Source organism: Desulfoconvexum algidum (assembly GCF_055382125.1).
The window spans coordinates 623,599-640,478 of the sequence record NZ_AP042394.1; the positions used below are offsets into that span (position 1 = coordinate 623,599).

Annotated in this window: 17 protein-coding genes; 7 read left to right on the plus strand and 10 right to left on the minus strand. The window is 48.6% G+C overall.

Going from position 1 to position 16,880, the window contains the following annotated elements:
- Positions 1–84 precede the first annotated feature (84 nt).
- The 3 genes from ACZ45G_RS02730 to ACZ45G_RS02740 all read left to right on the plus strand — a co-directional run bounded on the left by ACZ45G_RS02730 (position 85) and on the right by ACZ45G_RS02740 (position 3,001).
- A complete protein-coding gene (locus ACZ45G_RS02730) occupies positions 85–1,149 on the plus strand; it encodes a branched-chain amino acid aminotransferase (RefSeq protein ID WP_464175126.1) in 1,065 nt (354 codons plus the stop codon).
- A gap of 134 nt (positions 1,150–1,283) precedes the next feature.
- Positions 1,284–1,829: a helix-turn-helix domain-containing protein gene (locus tag ACZ45G_RS02735; RefSeq protein ID WP_464175127.1), complete on the plus strand. Its 546-nt coding sequence runs from the start codon at positions 1,284–1,286 to the stop codon at positions 1,827–1,829.
- Positions 1,830–1,846: 17 nt separating this feature from the next.
- Positions 1,847–3,001 (plus strand): acyl-CoA dehydrogenase, encoded by a 1,155-nt coding sequence (locus tag ACZ45G_RS02740; protein WP_464175128.1) that lies wholly within the window; start codon positions 1,847–1,849, stop codon positions 2,999–3,001.
- A gap of 112 nt (positions 3,002–3,113) precedes the next feature.
- On the opposite strand, the gene ACZ45G_RS02745 is transcribed toward ACZ45G_RS02740, so the two are convergent.
- From ACZ45G_RS02745 to ACZ45G_RS02780, 8 genes are all read right to left on the minus strand, one after another.
- Positions 3,114–3,605, minus strand: coding sequence for an amino acid-binding protein (locus ACZ45G_RS02745; protein ID WP_464175129.1), 492 nt, complete (start codon positions 3,603–3,605; stop codon positions 3,114–3,116).
- A gap of 37 nt (positions 3,606–3,642) precedes the next feature.
- Positions 3,643–4,182: a 2-oxoacid:acceptor oxidoreductase family protein gene (locus ACZ45G_RS02750; protein WP_464175130.1), complete on the minus strand. Its 540-nt coding sequence runs from the start codon at positions 4,180–4,182 to the stop codon at positions 3,643–3,645.
- Positions 4,183–4,237: 55 nt separating this feature from the next.
- The gene (locus ACZ45G_RS02755; RefSeq protein ID WP_464175131.1) at positions 4,238–4,975 is read right to left on the minus strand and encodes a thiamine pyrophosphate-dependent enzyme; all 738 of its coding nucleotides are present in this window, start codon (positions 4,973–4,975) and stop codon (positions 4,238–4,240) included.
- 10 nt (positions 4,976–4,985) lie between these two features.
- Entirely contained in the window at positions 4,986–6,053 is a 1,068-nt protein-coding gene (gene vorB, locus ACZ45G_RS02760; RefSeq protein WP_464175132.1) for a 3-methyl-2-oxobutanoate dehydrogenase subunit VorB, read from the minus strand.
- Between the two features lie 64 nt (positions 6,054–6,117).
- Positions 6,118–6,336, minus strand: coding sequence for a 4Fe-4S dicluster domain-containing protein (locus tag ACZ45G_RS02765; RefSeq protein WP_464175133.1), 219 nt, complete (start codon positions 6,334–6,336; stop codon positions 6,118–6,120).
- A 20-nt stretch (positions 6,337–6,356) separates the two neighbouring features.
- Complete coding sequence (locus tag ACZ45G_RS02770) at positions 6,357–7,040, minus strand: cobalamin biosynthesis protein CbiA (protein WP_464175134.1); 684 nt, start codon at positions 7,038–7,040, stop codon at positions 6,357–6,359.
- 117 nt (positions 7,041–7,157) lie between these two features.
- Positions 7,158–8,288 carry a hypothetical protein gene (locus ACZ45G_RS02775; protein WP_464175135.1) on the minus strand — a complete coding sequence of 377 codons (1,131 nt, stop codon included), beginning with the start codon at positions 8,286–8,288 and terminating at the stop codon, positions 7,158–7,160.
- Entirely contained in the window at positions 8,278–9,579 is a 1,302-nt protein-coding gene (locus tag ACZ45G_RS02780) for a radical SAM family protein (RefSeq protein WP_464179845.1), read from the minus strand. Before ACZ45G_RS02780 ends, ACZ45G_RS02775 begins: the two co-directional genes overlap by 11 nt.
- 231 nt (positions 9,580–9,810) lie before the next feature.
- On the opposite strand from ACZ45G_RS02780, the gene ACZ45G_RS02785 reads away from it, so the two are divergent.
- Genes ACZ45G_RS02785 through hypE form a run of 4 tightly spaced genes read left to right on the plus strand, consistent with a single transcriptional unit; the run spans position 9,811 to position 14,598 of the window.
- On the plus strand, positions 9,811–10,041 hold the full coding sequence (locus ACZ45G_RS02785) for a HypC/HybG/HupF family hydrogenase formation chaperone (RefSeq protein WP_464175136.1): 231 nt from the start codon (positions 9,811–9,813) through the stop codon (positions 10,039–10,041).
- A gap of 12 nt (positions 10,042–10,053) precedes the next feature.
- Entirely contained in the window at positions 10,054–12,447 is a 2,394-nt protein-coding gene (gene hypF, locus ACZ45G_RS02790) for a carbamoyltransferase HypF (RefSeq protein WP_464175137.1), read from the plus strand.
- A 16-nt stretch (positions 12,448–12,463) separates the two neighbouring features.
- Positions 12,464–13,549, plus strand: a complete 1,086-nt coding sequence (hypD, locus tag ACZ45G_RS02795) for a hydrogenase formation protein HypD (RefSeq protein ID WP_464175138.1) — start codon at positions 12,464–12,466, stop codon at positions 13,547–13,549.
- 38 nt (positions 13,550–13,587) lie between these two features.
- Positions 13,588–14,598 (plus strand): hydrogenase expression/formation protein HypE, encoded by a 1,011-nt coding sequence (hypE, locus tag ACZ45G_RS02800; protein WP_464175139.1) that lies wholly within the window; start codon positions 13,588–13,590, stop codon positions 14,596–14,598.
- 189 nt (positions 14,599–14,787) lie between these two features.
- On the opposite strand, the gene hysD is transcribed toward hypE, so the two are convergent.
- Positions 14,788–15,273, minus strand: coding sequence for a NiFeSe hydrogenase maturation protease (hysD, locus tag ACZ45G_RS02805; RefSeq protein WP_464175140.1), 486 nt, complete (start codon positions 15,271–15,273; stop codon positions 14,788–14,790).
- A 164-nt stretch (positions 15,274–15,437) separates the two neighbouring features.
- Positions 15,438–16,880 (minus strand): NiFeSe hydrogenase large subunit HysA, encoded by a 1,443-nt coding sequence (gene hysA, locus ACZ45G_RS02810; protein ID WP_464175141.1) that lies wholly within the window; start codon positions 16,878–16,880, stop codon positions 15,438–15,440.

Here is a 16,880-nt window from a genome sequence, read left to right on the forward strand (position 1 = left end):
TCAGGCGGTAAAAATCCTTTGCTTTACATTAATGAATACCTTAATATAATAATTTGATTATAAACAAATTTGATGGAGGAAATAATGGAGATTAAAGTGACCCGGGTTGCCAAAACAGGTACCCGGCCAAAGGATGCGGATCTGGGATTTGGGACAGCATTCACAGACCATATGTTTGTGATGGATTATTCGGTTGATAAGGGCTGGCATGATCCGCGCATCGAACCCTATGCTAATTTTTCAATGTCACCGGCAGCCATGGTATTGCACTATGGACAGGCGATTTTTGAAGGGCTCAAGGCCTATAAAACACCGGATAATAAGATTCAGCTCTTCCGGGCCCGGGATAATTTCAAGCGGATGAACCGGTCTGCCAAGGGGCTTTGCATTCCTGAACTGGATATTGATCTTGTCATGGATGCCCTGAAACAATTGGTTAAACTGGAAGAAAACTGGATTCCCGAAACCCTTGGGACCTCTTTGTATATCCGGCCGACCATTATTGCCACCGATCCCTACCTGGGGGTGAGATCCTCTTTTACCTTTAAGTTTTATATAATTCTTTGTTCCGTGGGTGCCTATTACGCCGAAGGATTTAACCCGGTAAAAATATGGGTTGCCAAGGACCATGTCCGGGCCGTTCGCAGGGGGGTTGGTGAATTTAAAACGGCTGCTAACTATGCAGCCAGTCTCAGTGCAGGGGAACATGCAAAAAAAGAAGGCTATGCCCAGGTGTTGTGGCTGGATGCCCTTGAGATGAAATATATCGAAGAAGTCGGTGCCATGAATATCTTTTTTATTATTAAGGGTGAATTGGTCACACCAAACTTAAGCGGCAGTATTTTGCCTGGAATTACCCGGTACTCTGTCATTGACCTGGCAAAAAAATGGGGGATGACGGTATCGGAACGAAAAATCAGTATTGATGAGATCTTCACGGCCAGTGAAGACGGAAGTCTCACTGAAGTTTTTGGATCGGGAACAGCTGCTGTTATTTCACCCGTGGGCGAGATCCGTTATGGTGACCGGGTCATCAACATTGGGGATGGCACGCCGGGCAAGACATCAATGAAATTTTATGATGCATTGACTGGCATTCAATACGGAAAAGAACCGGACACGGAAAATTGGATTGAAGTTGTCGAATAACTCTTTTGTGTAATGAGAAAAGAGATATCGGATTTGTTGTTTAACCATGGATAAATGAGCGGATAAGTAAGCAAGAAAGAACGAGCGCTCAATCAAAAATGAAGTTTGAAAGATCTCAAACTATTGGAGAACCAATGGCTAAAAAGAAAGAAATAACCCCCATCGGAACACGAATCAGGCGGGCCAGGCTGGCCAAGAAAATGAGCCTGGACACCATGGCAAATGAAACAGGGCTGGCAAAGGCGGTTATTAAAAAGATTGAGGGCGGAGAAAAAAGACCCTCCGTGGGAACCTTGCTTCAGATTTCAAGGACCCTTCAACTGGATTCGGGCTTCCTGCTCAAAGAGCAGGAAGACAGCCAGGAAGAGCGGTCCCAGGCTTACACCAAAAGAACGGACAATTATGCCTATACGCCCCTGACGCCAGGGGCGGAGAACAAGCATCTAAAGGCATTCCGCATTGTGGTAGATGCAAATACCAGCCATGATGGTGTGGGGTTCCACCACGAAGGCGAAGAGTTCGTCTATGTCCTGGAAGGAAAGGTGGAAGTTCAGGTGGGGGACCATATCAATGTCTTGGAACCAGGGGATTCTCTCCATTTTAATTCAGGGATCAAACATGACCTGCGCAATACCGGAGATACAGATGCGGAATTGATTGTGGTCGTTTATGCCCCCTAATGATAAAGGAGTTGCCCATGTTATTCAAGCTTACTGATGAACAATTGATGATTCAAAATATGGTCAGGGAATTCTCCAGAAAGGTCATTGCCGCAACTGCTTCCGAACGGGACAAGACAAAGGAATTTCCTGCGGAGAATTTCAGGCAGATGGGGGAACTGGGGCTGATGGGAATGATGATCCCGGAAATCTATGGCGGGGAAGAGGCCGATGCCGTTTCCTATGTCCTGGCCCTGTCTGAAATAGCCTATTCCTGCGCCTCAACTTCGGTTGTCATGTCGGTTCAAAATTCCATTGTCTGTGAAAGTTTTTATAAATTTGGAACCGAAGAACAAAAACTTAAATTTCTTGTTCCCCTGGCCTCAGGAGAGATCATAGGCGCCTTTGCCCTCACCGAACCCGATGCAGGCTCTGATCCGGTCAGCCAGTCCACAACGGCGGTTCGGGAGGGTGATTCCTATGTGATCAACGGCACCAAGCGGTTTATCACCTCGGGGAAAAACAGCAGCGTGGTGCTGGTAACGGCCAAAACCAACGAGAGCGTCGGCCATCGTGGCATTTCCTGTTTCATTGTTCCCAAGGGAACCCCGGGACTTGTGGTGGGTCACCTGGAAGACAAAATGGGGCTACGGGCCTCTGATACCACCGATGTGATATTTGAAAATTGCCGGGTGCCAGCAGCCAATATTCTGGGAGAGGAAGGGGATGGCTTTAAGATTGCCATGTCCGGTCTTGACAGCGGCAGAATTGGTATCGCCGCCCAGTCCCTGGGCGTGGCCCAGGCGGCCTTTGATGCAGCCGTAAAATATGCCCAGAAGAGAAAACAATTTGGGTCTGTTATATCAAAGCACCAGGCCATCCGGTTCCAGATCGCAGACATGGCCACCCAGATCGAAGCTGCCAGGCAATTGATTTTTTCCGCGGCTTCCATGAAAGACCGCGGGGAGCCCTATACAAAGGAAGCCTCCATTGCCAAATTATTTGCCTCTGAAATGGTGAACAAGGTCACGGCAAGGGCGATCCAGATCCATGGAGGGTATGGGTTTACCAAGGATTACAATGTGGAACGATATTACCGGGATGCCCGGGTGTTTACCATCTATGAGGGCACCAGCGAGATTCAGCGCATGGTGATTTCAAACCATATCTTAAGGGACAAGAGAAAACCCTAGATCCAGCCTTTTTTGCCGGAGATCAAACCAGAGTTTGGATACTGTTGTATCAGCAGGAGGACGGTATATTTTGCAATAGAGAATATACCGTCCGTTCCTGTGATAGGGCAGGTTAGTACTTACCGCCTTCAAAAATGGATTCCGCAAAGGCAACGTCCTCGGGACAGAAAACAAAGAGGCATTTGCCGTCTGAATCAGACACAGATCCGTAGACATAATTGATATTGATTTTTTCTTCCCCGAGTTTTTTGGTCATTTTTGCAAATTCCCCGGGTTTGTTGGTAATATCAATGGCCACCACATCATTTGAGTCAAACAAATAGTCATTGTCTTTTAGCAGGGCAATGGCGTCTTCTGGTTTGTCTGTTAACAGGCGGATCAGGGAAAAATCAGCAGAGTCCCGTCTCATGGAACTATAGCTGGCATATGATGCCAGCCGTTTCAAGGATTTGCCCCGGGCTTCAAACAGGTTCTGGACATAGGAAGATGCATCCTGGATGGTAATGGCGTCAATGTTAATATTGGCGTCGCCCAAAAAGGCAGTGAGTTTTCCCAACTCGCCGGGTACATTTTTTAGAAAAAGCGATATTTCACGTCTGATCATCTTGTCCTCCCCTTTTTAAACGGTAATTGTTCACTGGCTAATTGTTTTCTGCGAAGCTAACTCCTTCATCAAATGCTTTCATGTTCAATGGAATAATTTTGGCCTTGGCCGCAAACTCTTCTTTTATGCATTTTTTCAGCAGGTCCGGATCCACCAGCTTGGCCTTTGCATTAAAGGCTGCCAGGGCCACAATGTTGGCCGCCCGGACACTGCCGGCTGCTGTGGCAATTTCATTGATGGGCACCACAAGTTCCGTAATATCTGTTCGATTGCTTCTGACGGAAATCAGAGAGCTGTTGACAAATATAATGCCCCCGGGTTTTACGTCAGCGGCAAATTTTTCCAGGGACGGCCGGTTCATTGCCACCAGATGACTGGGGTTTTTAATGATGGGAGAGCCGATCAGCTTGTCGCTGATGACTACGGTACAATAGGCAGTCCCCCCGCGCATTTCCGGCCCGTAGGAGGGTACCCAGGCAACAAAGGATCCCTCTTTCATTGCCGCATAGGCCAGAAGTTTGGCGCTCAGTAAGATTCCCTGGCCTCCAAATCCTGCAAATTTTATTTCTGTTTGCATTGGTTTCTCCAAAAACAACTATAGTGTGTTAACATCAGTATCTTATGCCAGGGGTTTATTCAGGCGTTTTAACATCGCCCAGCTCATAGTAGGGCAGGAGGGTTTCTTCCGCCCATTTTAATGAATCCAGAGGTGTGAGCCCCCAATTGGTCGGGCAGGTTGAAATCACTTCCACAAAGCTGAAGCACTTGCCTTCCACCTGGTATTGAAATGCCTGTTTTATCGCTTTCTTGGCCTTGTTGATCTGCTGGGGTTTTAAAACCGCCTGTCGGGTGATATAGGCCGGTGTGACAAGCCCTCCCAACAGATTGGCCATTTTGATAGGCATTCCGGTCAGGTCGGTATCTCTTCCCATGGGGGCAGTACTTGCCCGCTGGCCGGGCATGGTGGTGGGGGCCATCTGGCCGCCGGTCATGCCGTAAATGGCATTATTAATAAAAATTACGGTGAATTTTTCCCCCCGGTTGGCCGCATGGATGATTTCTCCCATGCCGATGGAGGCCAGGTCCCCGTCTCCCTGGTAGGTAAAGACAATCAGATCCGGTCTTACCCGTTTGATTCCCGTGGCCATGGCAGGTGCCCGGCCGTGGGCCGCTTCCTGAAAATCACAATTAAAATAATTATAGGCCAGAACTGCGCACCCCACAGGGGCGATGCCAACGGTTCTGTCTATAATGCCGAGCTCATCTATGACTTCTGCAACAAGCCTGTGCACAATTCCGTGGGTGCAGCCCGGACAATAATGCGTCATGGTGTCGCTGAGCGCGGCTGGCTTTGAAAATGTTTTTCCCATTATTTTACTCCTATATCATTGCTTTGATGATGTCGATGATTTTTTCCGGTGACGGGATATCGCCGCCGCATTCGCCATAAAATTCAACAGGCCGTTGGCCTTTGACACATCGTTCGACATCTTCCACCATCTGTCCCATACTCATTTCAATACTGATGACAGATTTACAGCTTTCCTTTGTAGCTGCCGCATAGACAGCCTGTTCCGGAAAGGGAAAAAGTGTTTTTGGCCGCAGCAGGGCCACTTCAATGCCTTGTTCTTTCAACTGATCAATGGCAGTTCTGCATACTCGGCTCATGGTGCCGTAACTTGTGATCAGCACCGTATAATCCTTGTCTGCATTATACAGTTCAAACTGGATTTCTTCTTGTTTCATCTGCTGATATTTGGCTTTGAGGGCCAGGTTATTGGCATTGAGTTCCGTGGGGTCCAAAAATAGGGATTTGACCAGGTTTCTTCGCTTGCTCTTCCGGGTGCTCATGCCATTGGTGGCCCAGTCGTCTTTGTTGGAGGGTTGGGTGGCCAAATTTTCAGGAAATTCTACCGGCTCCATCATCTGGCCGATGAGACCGTCTCCTAGAATCATGACCGGTCCCCGGTATTTTTCAGCCAGGGTAAAGGCCTGCATGGTCATTTCAACGGCTTCCTGTACACCGTCGGGTGCCAGGACCAGCAATCGATAGTCCCCGTGTCCACCGCCCTTTGTGGCCTGGAAATAATCTGCCTGGGATGGCAAAATCCCTCCTAAACCGGGGCCGCCGCGCATGATATTGACAAAAACCGCCGGGCACTGGGCCGCAGCAATATAGGAGATGGCCTCGCTCATGAGACTGATTCCGGGAGAAGAAGAGGTGGTCATCACCCGTTCTCCTGCACCGGCTGCACCGAAAATCATATATCCAACTGCTACTTCACTCTCTCCTTGTAGGAAGACGCCGCCCACTTCGGGCATTCTTTTTACCATGTATTCGGCAACTTCTGACTGGGGGGTGATGGGGTAGGCAAAATAACCTTTACAGCCCGCTCTGATAGCTGCTTCTCCGATTGCCTCGTTTCCTTTCATTAACACTTTTGCCATTTGTTTTATCCTTATAATCTATTCTATATAATATTCTATATAATTTATTCTATGGGGTTCGATTTTACGTGGTTTGGGTTTCAACAATCTGGATGGCAACATCCGGGCACACAGTACAGCAGATGGCGCAGTGAATACAATCTTCCGGTCTTGCCTGATGGACGGGAAAATGTCCTTTTGCATTTACCTTACGGGTGAGTTCAAGGACATTCTTTGGGCAAAAATTGACACAGAGCCCGCATCCTTTACACCGTTCGGAATCAATAATATGTTTATAGGCCATACAAAATACTCCTTATTATATCAATTGCTTGTCCAGGGGAATACCAGTTGTCTGTCAATGGTCAGCACCGGGCAATGGAACTGGTTCATATCAAGTTGAGGTATCATCTGGGATGAAGCGGTTATGAATTCAATGGGCAGACCGGTGGTTTTAGATACTTCTCGAATAAAGTGATATCCCTCTATAATGTGTTCCGGTGTGGTTTCATCAATGAGATTGGCATTGGAGACAATGCTCGTGATCTTAAGCTTTGAAGATGCCTCAATCTTCTCTTTTATTTGAATACAGCCTTCAATGGTTTGGGTGAAGGGTCGAAACGGATTGATTACCTGAATCATGTGAACTTCTCGTTTGCTCAGAAAATCCCCAAGGGCTGCCAGAACCGTTACGCCGACATCATCCCCACCAGCATCCAGAATGGTCAGCTCAGCAGGGTTTTGGATCATGCCAGCCACGGCAGGGGCAAGAATTGGAAGGTCGGCGTGCATGTAGCGTTTGTCCGGCAGCACCACTTCAACCCCTAAGTCTTCAAGAAAACCCCTTGCCTCCCGGGTCCTGAAATAGGGGTTGACCAGGTCCAGGTCGGCTATTTTAACCGCCTTTCCCTCTATCCTGGATTTAGCGGCCAGATTTACGGCAGTTTCGGTTTTACCACTTCCATAATTTCCGCAAATAATAACAATGCCATTTATATTGAGTTTCAAATTACCATCCTTATGCTAATTACTATACCATATAAACCGTCATTTAAACCAGATTATGATCTGTTTTGCAAATATTTTTTATGGTGTGTCACCTGATTTAAGGTCTGATCTGATCATTTATAAAGCACAGAGGACAATGGCCTCTATTTCACTCCTTGTCAGGCGCCTTTCCAGGGTGATGCTTTCGGTTTTGATCGCTGCTGTTATCTGATGCAGCTTTTCTTTGTCATGGGAAATGTTTTTATGCTTCAGGTATTTTTGAACCAGGGTCTGTCCGCACAACAGGTTTAAATAAAATTTTTCTTCGGACAGCGTGCCAAATTCCCCCCGGGCATGGGTACCGGCCACATGGGTTTTGACGGCCTCACCAAATACGGGGGTGTTGCACTGGATAAGGGCTGCGCCTGTCTGTTCCCTGACAATGGCATCCAGGAAGCCATAATATTCTTGAAATAATTTTAAATTGTCCGTATCAACCCCCAGGGTCATGCCCTGGGTCTGTAGCAGTTTGGCTGTGGTGAACAAATCGCCTATCCCGTTTCGCTCTCCTATGCCCAGGGCAGAGACTTCCAGGACGCAGGCGCCTGCGATAATACCCATGATGGAATTGGCCGAGGCCATGCCCCTGTCATTGTGGCAGTGAACCGAGAGTCTGGCCTTTGGGGACAGGGCGGACAGGGCAAGTATCTTGTCATGGATCTGGTTGGGGGCCATGATACCCGAGGTGTCGGGCAAGGAGAGAATATCAACGCCAAGGTCCTGGCCTAAAAGGTGGACCCAGGTGGTGAGCAGGTCGCTGTCGGTTTTGCCGATATCCAGCATGGCAATGGAGATTGCGGCCCCTGGCCTGCGGTTGCGGACAAGGCCGATGAGGGCTTCAATGTCCTGTAACAACCGGGTCTGTACCTCTTTTGTAATGGTGTTTTTTACCTGAAGGTGGAAATGGATATCATCAACATTTGTATTGCACAGGATGTCGGCATCCGGAGCAAAGGCCCTGCCCAGGGCTGATGTTCGGATGCAAAAATTATTTTTTTTTGCGTGGGCAGCCACTTTGGAGACAATCTTTGCCTCCATGGGATGGGCAGAGGGGTAACCGGCTTGGCAGACGTCTATCCCTAGGGCTTCCTGGAATTCAAGGATCTTTATCCTTTGTGCAAGGGAAAAAACAATCCCCTGGAACTGCATGCCCTCCCTGAGAGTCTGGTCAATGACAAGAATTTTCCGGCCCAGATTATTAGCGGACATAATTCTCTTTTGGGGGGTTGAAGTATCCATGGATCAGGCGGGGAAATTCCAGGGACAGAGTTTTGATCAGCATTGCCATGCCCACAGGATTGCCGCCATCTTCGGCCATTGCCATGATGCGGGTGTAGTGGTTGGGGTCAAAGTTTAAGTTCCGCCACTGGATCATATCAATACCATGGGTGCCGATAAATTGGACCAGAGCGTCCACTTCTTTTTGTGAATCCGTAAACCCGGGACAATTCAAATAATTGATGGCAACAAATTTTCCGTTTTCCTTTGCAATATCAATACTTTTGAGAACATCACAAAATTCATAGGACTTGGGTCGAAAATAGGCCTGGTAACAGACCTTTCGTACCGAGTTCATGCTCACCCGCATGGAGTCTAGTCCTGCCTTGCAAAGGATTTTTACACAATCGGGCAAACTGGCGTTTGTGTTCAGGTTGATGGTGCCCTGGTCTGTTTGTTTTCGAATGATTTCAATGGCAGGGGCAATGGCCTTTGTTGAGGTTAAGGGCTCTCCTTCGCATCCCTGGCCAAAACTGACCACACTCTTTTTGACATGCAAGATATGTTCAAGGGAAACCTGGGCAATCTCCAGGGGTGTCGGGATGAATTTGATGCGATCTTGGCAGGCACATAAATTATTTTCCGTCTGAAGGGAGATACACCCCAGGCAACTGGCATTGCATACCGTGGAAGTCGGGAGGGGGGCTTCATATCTTCCCAGGAAAAAATTTTTCCCGGCCGGGCATCCGTATACCAGGGCACAGGTCTCAAGGTGGCGCATGAGCCGGTTGTCCGGATATGATTTTTGGATGCGGCTAACGCCCTGTACCACACCCTCCCTGGGCATCTGCCTTAAGTCCTGTCTGGGTTCTGTGTCCACAAGGATGGCAGCAGATCTAAAGTCGTTCTTACCAAACCCAACAGCACCATAGGAAAAAAGGGGCAGGGGGTTTTCAATCCCGGCATCGTCATAGGCACAAAAATGCTGGTTTACATAGCCCGGGGAATTAAAGACGCCCACGGGATAGATTCTTTCCTCCGGGGTGTAGGGGTTAAATTCCATGGTCTCAAATTGGTCCGTTGCCACATTAAATACAATCGGCCGGCGATGGGGCAGCATCATGAGCTCGCTGCCATGGGGCATGTCGCAGGTATCCTCCTTGATCAGTATGCTTAATTTTTTCCCTGACATACCAACAGCGCCATAGCCCTCCAGTTCAAAAATTTCTCCGTTCTCTGCAGCGACCACCGCCGTGAGAATCTGTTTGTTAATATATGCGATGATGTTCACCTGTCCTTTTATATTTATTGATCACAGACCCTATATACCAGAACCAAATTTTATTCTCAATGTTCTATCCTGTAAAGGGGTGTTCATCTGTTAGAAAATTGATCCAGAAGAGGAATTGTCCGTAAAATATAAATAAATATTGCCCCATAATTCTCTTATGTTATAATAACTGTTTTAATGTAAAACTTTAGTTTATGTGTCACTATATTTAGGATTAATTTTATGTGTTTAGCAGTTCCGTCAAAAATTGTTGAGATCAATGATACCGTAGCAACGGTGGATGTGGATGGGGTGACCCGGGAAACCAGTCTTTTACTTTTGGAAGATGCAAAAATTGGAGATTATGTGATTGTCCATGCCGGTTTTGCCATCAGTAAGCTGGATGAAGAATCCGCTCTTCAGACACTTACGGATATGCGCAATATTCTGGCTGCTGATTCTGGTCAGGCCTAGTCCCCATACCCGGTGTCAATTAAAAAAATAATCGTTTCAAAAAGGCTTGAGATCAGCGGTGTGGTTCAAGGCGTTGGTTTCCGGCCTTTTTTGTTTGGTCTGGCCCATACCCATCATCTTACCGGTCAGGTGTCCAATACTGCCAAGGGGGTGTCGGTCCTGGTGGAGGGAAGTCCTAGGGGCCTGGAGAGTTTTGTCCGGGACATCAATGAAACCCCCCCCCTGCTTGCCCTTGTGACCGGGATTGAATCTCAAGAGGTGCCTGTCCAGGGGTTTTCCTGTTTTGAGATTGTTAAAAGCCGGGCGAGCAACTTTCGCAATACCCTGATTTCTCCTGATGTCAGCATCTGTGATGCGTGTCTGGCAGAAATGCAGGATCCTGAGGACCGGCGGTACGAATATCCTTTTATCAATTGTACCAATTGCGGCCCCCGGTATACCATTATTGAAGATGTCCCCTATGATCGGCCCAAGACATCCATGAAAGGGTTTATCATGTGCGAGGATTGCCAGCGAGAATACGACAACCCCCTTGATCGAAGATTTCATGCCCAGCCCAATGCCTGCCCGGTTTGTGGCCCCAGGGTTTTTCTGACCGATCCAAGGGGAAACCGGCTGGACAAAGACCCAGCCGACGCACTTTCCCAGGCGGCAGAGGTGTTGAACCAGGGGAAGATCTTGGCCGTCAAAGGACTTGGCGGGTTTCATCTGGCCGTGGATGCTGCCAATACATCGGCTGTGGAAAGGCTGCGGGATAAAAAAAATCGGCCCGATAAACCCTTTGCATTGATGGCGGCATCGGTTTCTGTCTTGTCGGACCATGTGTTTGTGGATGAACAAGAAAGGGCATTATTGCAAGCCTATCACCGGCCCATTGTGCTGCTGGCCAAGAAGGTTCCGGGGAAAAATATTAAAGGGCATGATTTTAAAGATTCTGGGAGGCTTTCTCCTGATCTGGCACCGCGTAACAGCTGTCTGGGGGTGATGCTGCCCTATGCACCCCTGCATTATTTGCTTCTGGAAAAAGGACCTGATATCCTGGTGATGACCTCGGGCAACCGGTCCGGGGAACCCCTTTCCATTGACAATGGGGATGCGCTTTCGGCCTTTGCCCATATTGCCGATTATTTTCTCTTCCATGACCGGGATATTTATTTTCGGGCGGATGATTCCATTGCACGGATTCAGGCAGGAAAACAAAGGTTTCTCCGGCGTTCCCGGGGGTATGCCCCCCTGCCCATTGGATTGGATCGTAAGCTGCCGTCTGTTCTGGCCTGCGGGGGAGGCCTTAAAAGTACCATTTGTCTGACCCGGGACAGCAACGCCTTTTTAAGTCAGCACATAGGGGACCTGGACAACCCCAAGGTCTATGCGTTTTATACCCGTACCATTGACCACATGGAAAAAATTCTGGGAATCGAGCCGGTTTTGGTGGCTCATGATCTTCATCCGGGATATTACAGCACCGATTATGCCCGATCCCTTGAAGGCCAAGGGGTCACCTGCGTCCCTGTCCAGCATCACCACGCCCATGCCGTCTCCTGCATGGGAGAAAACCATATTGACCAGGAGGTGATCGCCCTGACATTGGATGGAACGGGTCTTGGAACCGATGGCCATATCTGGGGGGGTGAGATTTTGGTCTGCACCCACCGCAAGTTTTCACGAAGGGCCCAATTGTCCTATGTGCATATGCCCGGTGGGGATGCAGCTGTTATGGAACCCTGGCGTATGGCTGCGGCGGTTTTGTTCAAGATTCATGGCCCTTCTTTTCTGGATCTGGATTTCCCCTTTATTCGATCCATGGACCCCAAAAAGCTGATGTTTATTTGCCAGATGATGGAAAAAAATTTAAATTCCCCTTTAACCTCCAGTGCAGGCAGATTGTTTGATGCGGTTTCTTCCCTGGTTGGCCTTTGTCACAGGGTCAGCTATGAAGGTCAGGCTGCCATGGTGCTTGAAGCTGCTGCTGTCGCTTCCGGGGGCCTGGAGGGCAACAAAAACGGGCGAGTCTATTCCTTTGATCTAATTGAAAGTCAAAAGGAAGCGTCTTCCGATTCTTTCCCCTATTATGAGATTGACATGATGCCCTGTATCCGGGAAATTGTTCAGGATGTGAAAAAGGATCACACTCCCGGGGAGATCAGCAACGGGTTTCACAACACCCTGGTCAAGGGGTTTGTGGCTGCGGCTTCCAGGGTAAAACAGGATACCGGCATTAAAACGGCAGTTTTGTCCGGCGGGGTATTTAACAACACCCTTGTATTAAATAACACCATTTCTGGGCTTGAAAACCAGGGATTTACCGTATACACCCATACAAAGGTTCCCACGGGAGACGGGGGAATTTGCCTGGGTCAGGCATTGGTGGCAGCTGCCACAACCACTCCAGAGCAAAGGGGTTAACCTGAGGAAAGGAATAATGAGCTTAAAATATATAGATGAGTACAGGGATCCGGATCTGGCACGGAGTTTAGTAAAAAAAATCCAGGCCATAAGTCATAAAAAGTTACGGTTTATGGAGGTGTGCGGCACCCATACCATGTCTATTTTTAAAAATGGTATCAGAAGTGTGCTGCCCGATCATATCACCCTTTTATCCGGCCCCGGCTGTCCTGTTTGTGTAACGGCCCAGCGGGATATTGATGCTTTTGTAGAATTTTCAAGAAAAGAAAATATGATTGTTACCACCTTTGGGGATTTGATGAAGGTGCCGGGGTCTGGTTCCAGTCTATCAAAGGAAAAAGCTGAAGGGGCCGATGTCAGAATGGTCTACTCCGTGTTTGATGCCGTGGCCATTGCAAAGGAAAACTTAGACAAAGAGGTGGTTTTTTGCGCGGTGGGGTTTGAGACCACCACTCCCACCATTGCCGCCGCTATTTTGTCTGCCCGTGGGGAGGGTGTAAATAACTTTTCTATCTATTCGGCCAATAAGCTGACGCCTCCGGCCCTGGCTGCTCTCATGGAAACTGATGGGGTTAAGATCGACGGATTTATCCTGCCCGGCCATGTGTCTGTGATCACTGGCACCAATGCTTATAGGGAGACCTTTGAGCGATATAATATACCTTCGGTGATTACCGGGTTTGAACCCCTTGATATTCTCAATTCTGTTCTTCTTCTCATCGAGCAGAATGAAACAGGGGTAAAGGCCCTGGTAAATGGCTATACCCGTGCGGTGTCCGACGATGGCAACCTCAAGGCCAAGGCGATTTTAAATCAGGTGTTTGAGCTTTGTGATGCCACCTGGCGGGGAATCGGTGAGATTCCTTCCAGCGGTATGAGCCTGAAAGAGGAGTTTAAGGCCTTTGATGCAGCCAAAAAATTTAATATGGATATGCCCGATGTACCGGAACCGCCTGGATGTGCCTGCGGCCAGATCCTCATGGGGTTGAAAACCCCCGAGGAGTGCAAGCTTTACAAGAAACAGTGCACCCCCATGACCCCGGTGGGGCCTTGCATGGTTTCCAGCGAAGGGTCTTGTGCCGCCTTTTACAGATATAGTTAACGGTTAAATAAATAGGAAAAAAATATTTAGGAATAATTATGAAGAACGATAAAGTTTTATTGGATCACGGGTCCGGGGGTAAAATCTCCCATTCTATGTTTTCAGAACTGATACTGCCGCTGTTCCACAATTCGGAGCTGGCCAAACAAGATGACGGGGCAATTTTGACGGTGGGGGCGGGGCAACTTGCTTTTTCAACGGATTCCTATGTGGTGGAACCCATTTTTTTCCCCGGGGGCAATATCGGTGATCTGGCGGTCAACGGGACCATCAATGACGTGTCCATGTGCGGGGCTGTTCCGCAATATATTTCCGTGGGGCTGATCATCGAAGAGGGGCTGCCCCTTTCAGATTTAAAAATCATCCTGGAAAGCATGGCAGGGGCTGCCAGAAAGGCCGGGGTGAAAATCGTCACCGGTGACACCAAGGTGGTGCCCCGGGGCAAGGCGGATAAAATTTTTATCAATACTTCCGGGATCGGTGTGATTGCCCCGGGGGTCAATGTGTCGGGCAGCAATGCCAGGCCCGGGGACAAGATCATTGTCAGCGGAACCCTTGCCGACCATGGGATCACCGTGCTCAGCACCCGGGAAGGGTTACAATTTGATTCTGATATTCAAACAGATTCCGCCCCTTTAAATAAAATGGTCCAGTCGATGATGACTTCGGAGTATGATATTCATGTACTGCGGGATCCCACCCGGGGCGGACTTGGCACCACCCTCAACGAGATTGCGGTCCAGTCGGGTGTGGGAATGACAATTTTTGAGTCCTGTCTGCCCATAAAGGGTGCGGTTCGGGGTACCTGTGAACTGTTGGGATTTGATCCCCTTTATATTGCCAACGAGGGAAAATTGATCGCCTTTGTACCGGAAAAAGATGCCCAGAATGTATTGGAAATTATTCAGCAAGACGAATTCGGAAAGGATGCCGTGATCATCGGAGAGGTAACGGACAAGGAGCCTGGCCGAGTATTTATGGAAACCCTTATCGGCGGTTCCAGAATTGTGGACATGCTCACAGGAGAGCAGCTCCCTCGAATTTGTTGATCCTATATTGACCCGAAAATATTGACCCGAAATATTGATAGGCCTGTCGCTAAAATTTAGCGGGGGGTTTTTAGCGGGCCCTTTGGAACTTTCGTTCTGGGGGCCCTTCTAAGCTTGTAAAAGGAGTTTCCCTTTTAAACTTGGGGTGCTGGGATAGATCCTGGGATAGATCCTGGGATAGATCCTGGCCTATGTCGTCTGGTCTGAGGTGGCCAGAATTTCCCGGATATGTTTTCGGGTGATTTCTAAATAGTCGGGGAGTGCTTTTTTAAGTTCTGGAGTCAATTCGGTTCCCCAGTTTATTTCTTTGGGTTCAATACCGATTACCCGAAGATAGGGCCTGTGGCCGCGCATCTGGGCCATGCCCAAGGAGTCCAGAAGATCAACGTCATGGAGGGAGAGCATCTGTTTTTCTTCTTTTCTTAATTGATCTTCTTCCAGGCTGAAAATAGTACCCGGTTCTTGGTTAGCCCTGACAATATCAAGGACCAGAATGTTTTCAAATTCTTCAAACAGATAAAAAATATCCTGGGTAAAGGTACCACCGTCAACAAAATCCACCAGGGTTTCATCCCAATCGTCCCGTTCTTTCCAGAATTCATAGATGGCATGAACCCCAAAACCTTCATCTATCATAAGGGTGTTGCCAACGCCTATAACCAGTAGTTTTTTCATTTTTCGTTTCCTGCTGATAGTTTTTTTTATAGAACCCCTTGGGGGGAATGCAATTTCACATCCTCCCAAGGGGTTACTCTTCTTAAACTTTTAAATTAAAGCGGTACTTCTACTTTAATTTCTTTGCCAGTGTCTGCGTCCAGCACGTGGACGGCACAACCCAGTCAGGGGTCGTAGGAGCGGATAAGCCGCCCCACATTCACCGGATTTTCAATATCGGGAACCAAAACGCCTACCAGGGCTTCCTCAATGGGGCCTCTCACGCCATTATCGTCTCTGGGATTGGCATTCCAGATGGTGGCAGAGGTGATCTGGTAGTTGGCGATGACAGAATCTTTGATGTCCACATAGTGGAGCAATGCACCCCGGGGGGCTTCTGTCATGCCAAGGCCTTCTGCGTTTTTGGGGATGGGTGTGGGAACAAATGTTTCCTTGCCCGGCTGGGCCTGAGCGATCCAGTCTTCCATCGCAATGGCAACCAATGCTGTTTCTTCAGCCCTTGCCACGTGGCGGCCAAGGGTGGAGAAGGCTGCATCTCCGATATCACGGAAGTTTTTAACACCCAGGGTGTCCTGGCCGATTTTGGACAACTCGGGATTGGTGGCCCACATTCTTGCCAACGGACCTGCTTCATGGGGTTTGCCATTGTATCTCGGGGCCTTGATAAAACTGTAGGCGCCATCTTTGTAGGGATCTGGCAGAGTTTGTCCCACGGTGGGGTTCAGCTGGGTTGTTGAATCTTTAAACCATGAATGTTTTACATGTTCCTTGATCATGGAAGGATCTACTTTATAATCCTTTCCATCGGTGTAAACACCTGGTTTGAGAAGGGTATTGCCCTTGTTGTCCAGGGGAAAAACACCCCAGGAAACCAGGTTTTTATGGCCCACGCCTTCTTTGAGAAGATCCCCATAGGGACCTGCCAGAAGATACACAATGGGAACATATTTATTGATGATAAACTCTTTTACCTTTTTAAAGCGGACAAGATAGGCATCCAGGGCTTCCCGGGTGGGAATTTCCGTGGAGCCGCCCACAACAATACCCGCGACATGGGGCATTTTGCCGCCCAGAAGCGCTACCATTTCATGGAGGACTTTTCTCATTTCAAGGGCTTCAAGATATTGCCCGACGGCCACGTCATTGACCTCTTTGGAAACCCGGACATCATTGTTCTTGTATCTGGGGATAAAGGGAGCTGTCTCAGGACCATTTACATAGTCAAGGGCTGCCAGATGATAAAAATGCAGGATATGACTCTGGAGAAAGTTAGCTCCCAGGATCAGGTTTCTGGCGATTCTTCCGTTATCTGTCAATTCAACGCCAAAGGCATCATCAAGGGCCAAAGCCGATGCTGTGGCATGGGCTGTGGGGCAAACACCGCAGATTCTCTGGGTAATCTGGGTGGCATCCCTTGGGTCTCTTCCGGTTAATATTTGTTCAAAACCGCGGTACATGCCGCCGGATACTCGTGCATCAACGACCACACCGCCCTTTACGGTAACTTCTGCTTTAAGATGCCCTTCAATCCTGGAAACAGGATCAATGCTGATCTTAACTTTCTTGCCGGCTCCTGCCGGTTCAGCCTGTGGTTTACAGCCTGCCAT

Excerpts from the sequence above, each read along its gene's own strand:
- ACZ45G_RS02730 (WP_464175126.1), top strand. The coding sequence starts at position 85 with ATGGAGATTAAAGTGACCCGGGTTGCCAAAACAGGTACCCGGCCAAAG.
- ACZ45G_RS02735 (WP_464175127.1), top strand. The coding sequence starts at position 1,284 with ATGGCTAAAAAGAAAGAAATAACCCCCATCGGAACACGAATCAGGCGG.
- ACZ45G_RS02740 (WP_464175128.1), top strand. The coding sequence starts at position 1,847 with ATGTTATTCAAGCTTACTGATGAACAATTGATGATTCAAAATATGGTC.
- ACZ45G_RS02745 (WP_464175129.1), bottom strand. The coding sequence starts at position 3,605 with ATGATCAGACGTGAAATATCGCTTTTTCTAAAAAATGTACCCGGCGAG.
- ACZ45G_RS02750 (WP_464175130.1), bottom strand. The coding sequence starts at position 4,182 with ATGCAAACAGAAATAAAATTTGCAGGATTTGGAGGCCAGGGAATCTTA.
- ACZ45G_RS02755 (WP_464175131.1), bottom strand. The coding sequence starts at position 4,975 with ATGGGAAAAACATTTTCAAAGCCAGCCGCGCTCAGCGACACCATGACG.
- vorB (WP_464175132.1), bottom strand. The coding sequence starts at position 6,053 with ATGGCAAAAGTGTTAATGAAAGGAAACGAGGCAATCGGAGAAGCAGCT.
- ACZ45G_RS02765 (WP_464175133.1), bottom strand. The coding sequence starts at position 6,336 with ATGGCCTATAAACATATTATTGATTCCGAACGGTGTAAAGGATGCGGG.
- ACZ45G_RS02775 (WP_464175135.1), bottom strand. The coding sequence starts at position 8,288 with ATGTCCGCTAATAATCTGGGCCGGAAAATTCTTGTCATTGACCAGACT.
- ACZ45G_RS02785 (WP_464175136.1), top strand. The coding sequence starts at position 9,811 with ATGTGTTTAGCAGTTCCGTCAAAAATTGTTGAGATCAATGATACCGTA.
- hypD (WP_464175138.1), top strand. The coding sequence starts at position 12,464 with ATGAGCTTAAAATATATAGATGAGTACAGGGATCCGGATCTGGCACGG.
- hypE (WP_464175139.1), top strand. The coding sequence starts at position 13,588 with ATGAAGAACGATAAAGTTTTATTGGATCACGGGTCCGGGGGTAAAATC.
- hysD (WP_464175140.1), bottom strand. The coding sequence starts at position 15,273 with ATGAAAAAACTACTGGTTATAGGCGTTGGCAACACCCTTATGATAGAT.
- hysA (WP_464175141.1), bottom strand. The coding sequence starts at position 16,880 with ATGGCAGGCTGTAAACCACAGGCTGAACCGGCAGGAGCCGGCAAGAAA.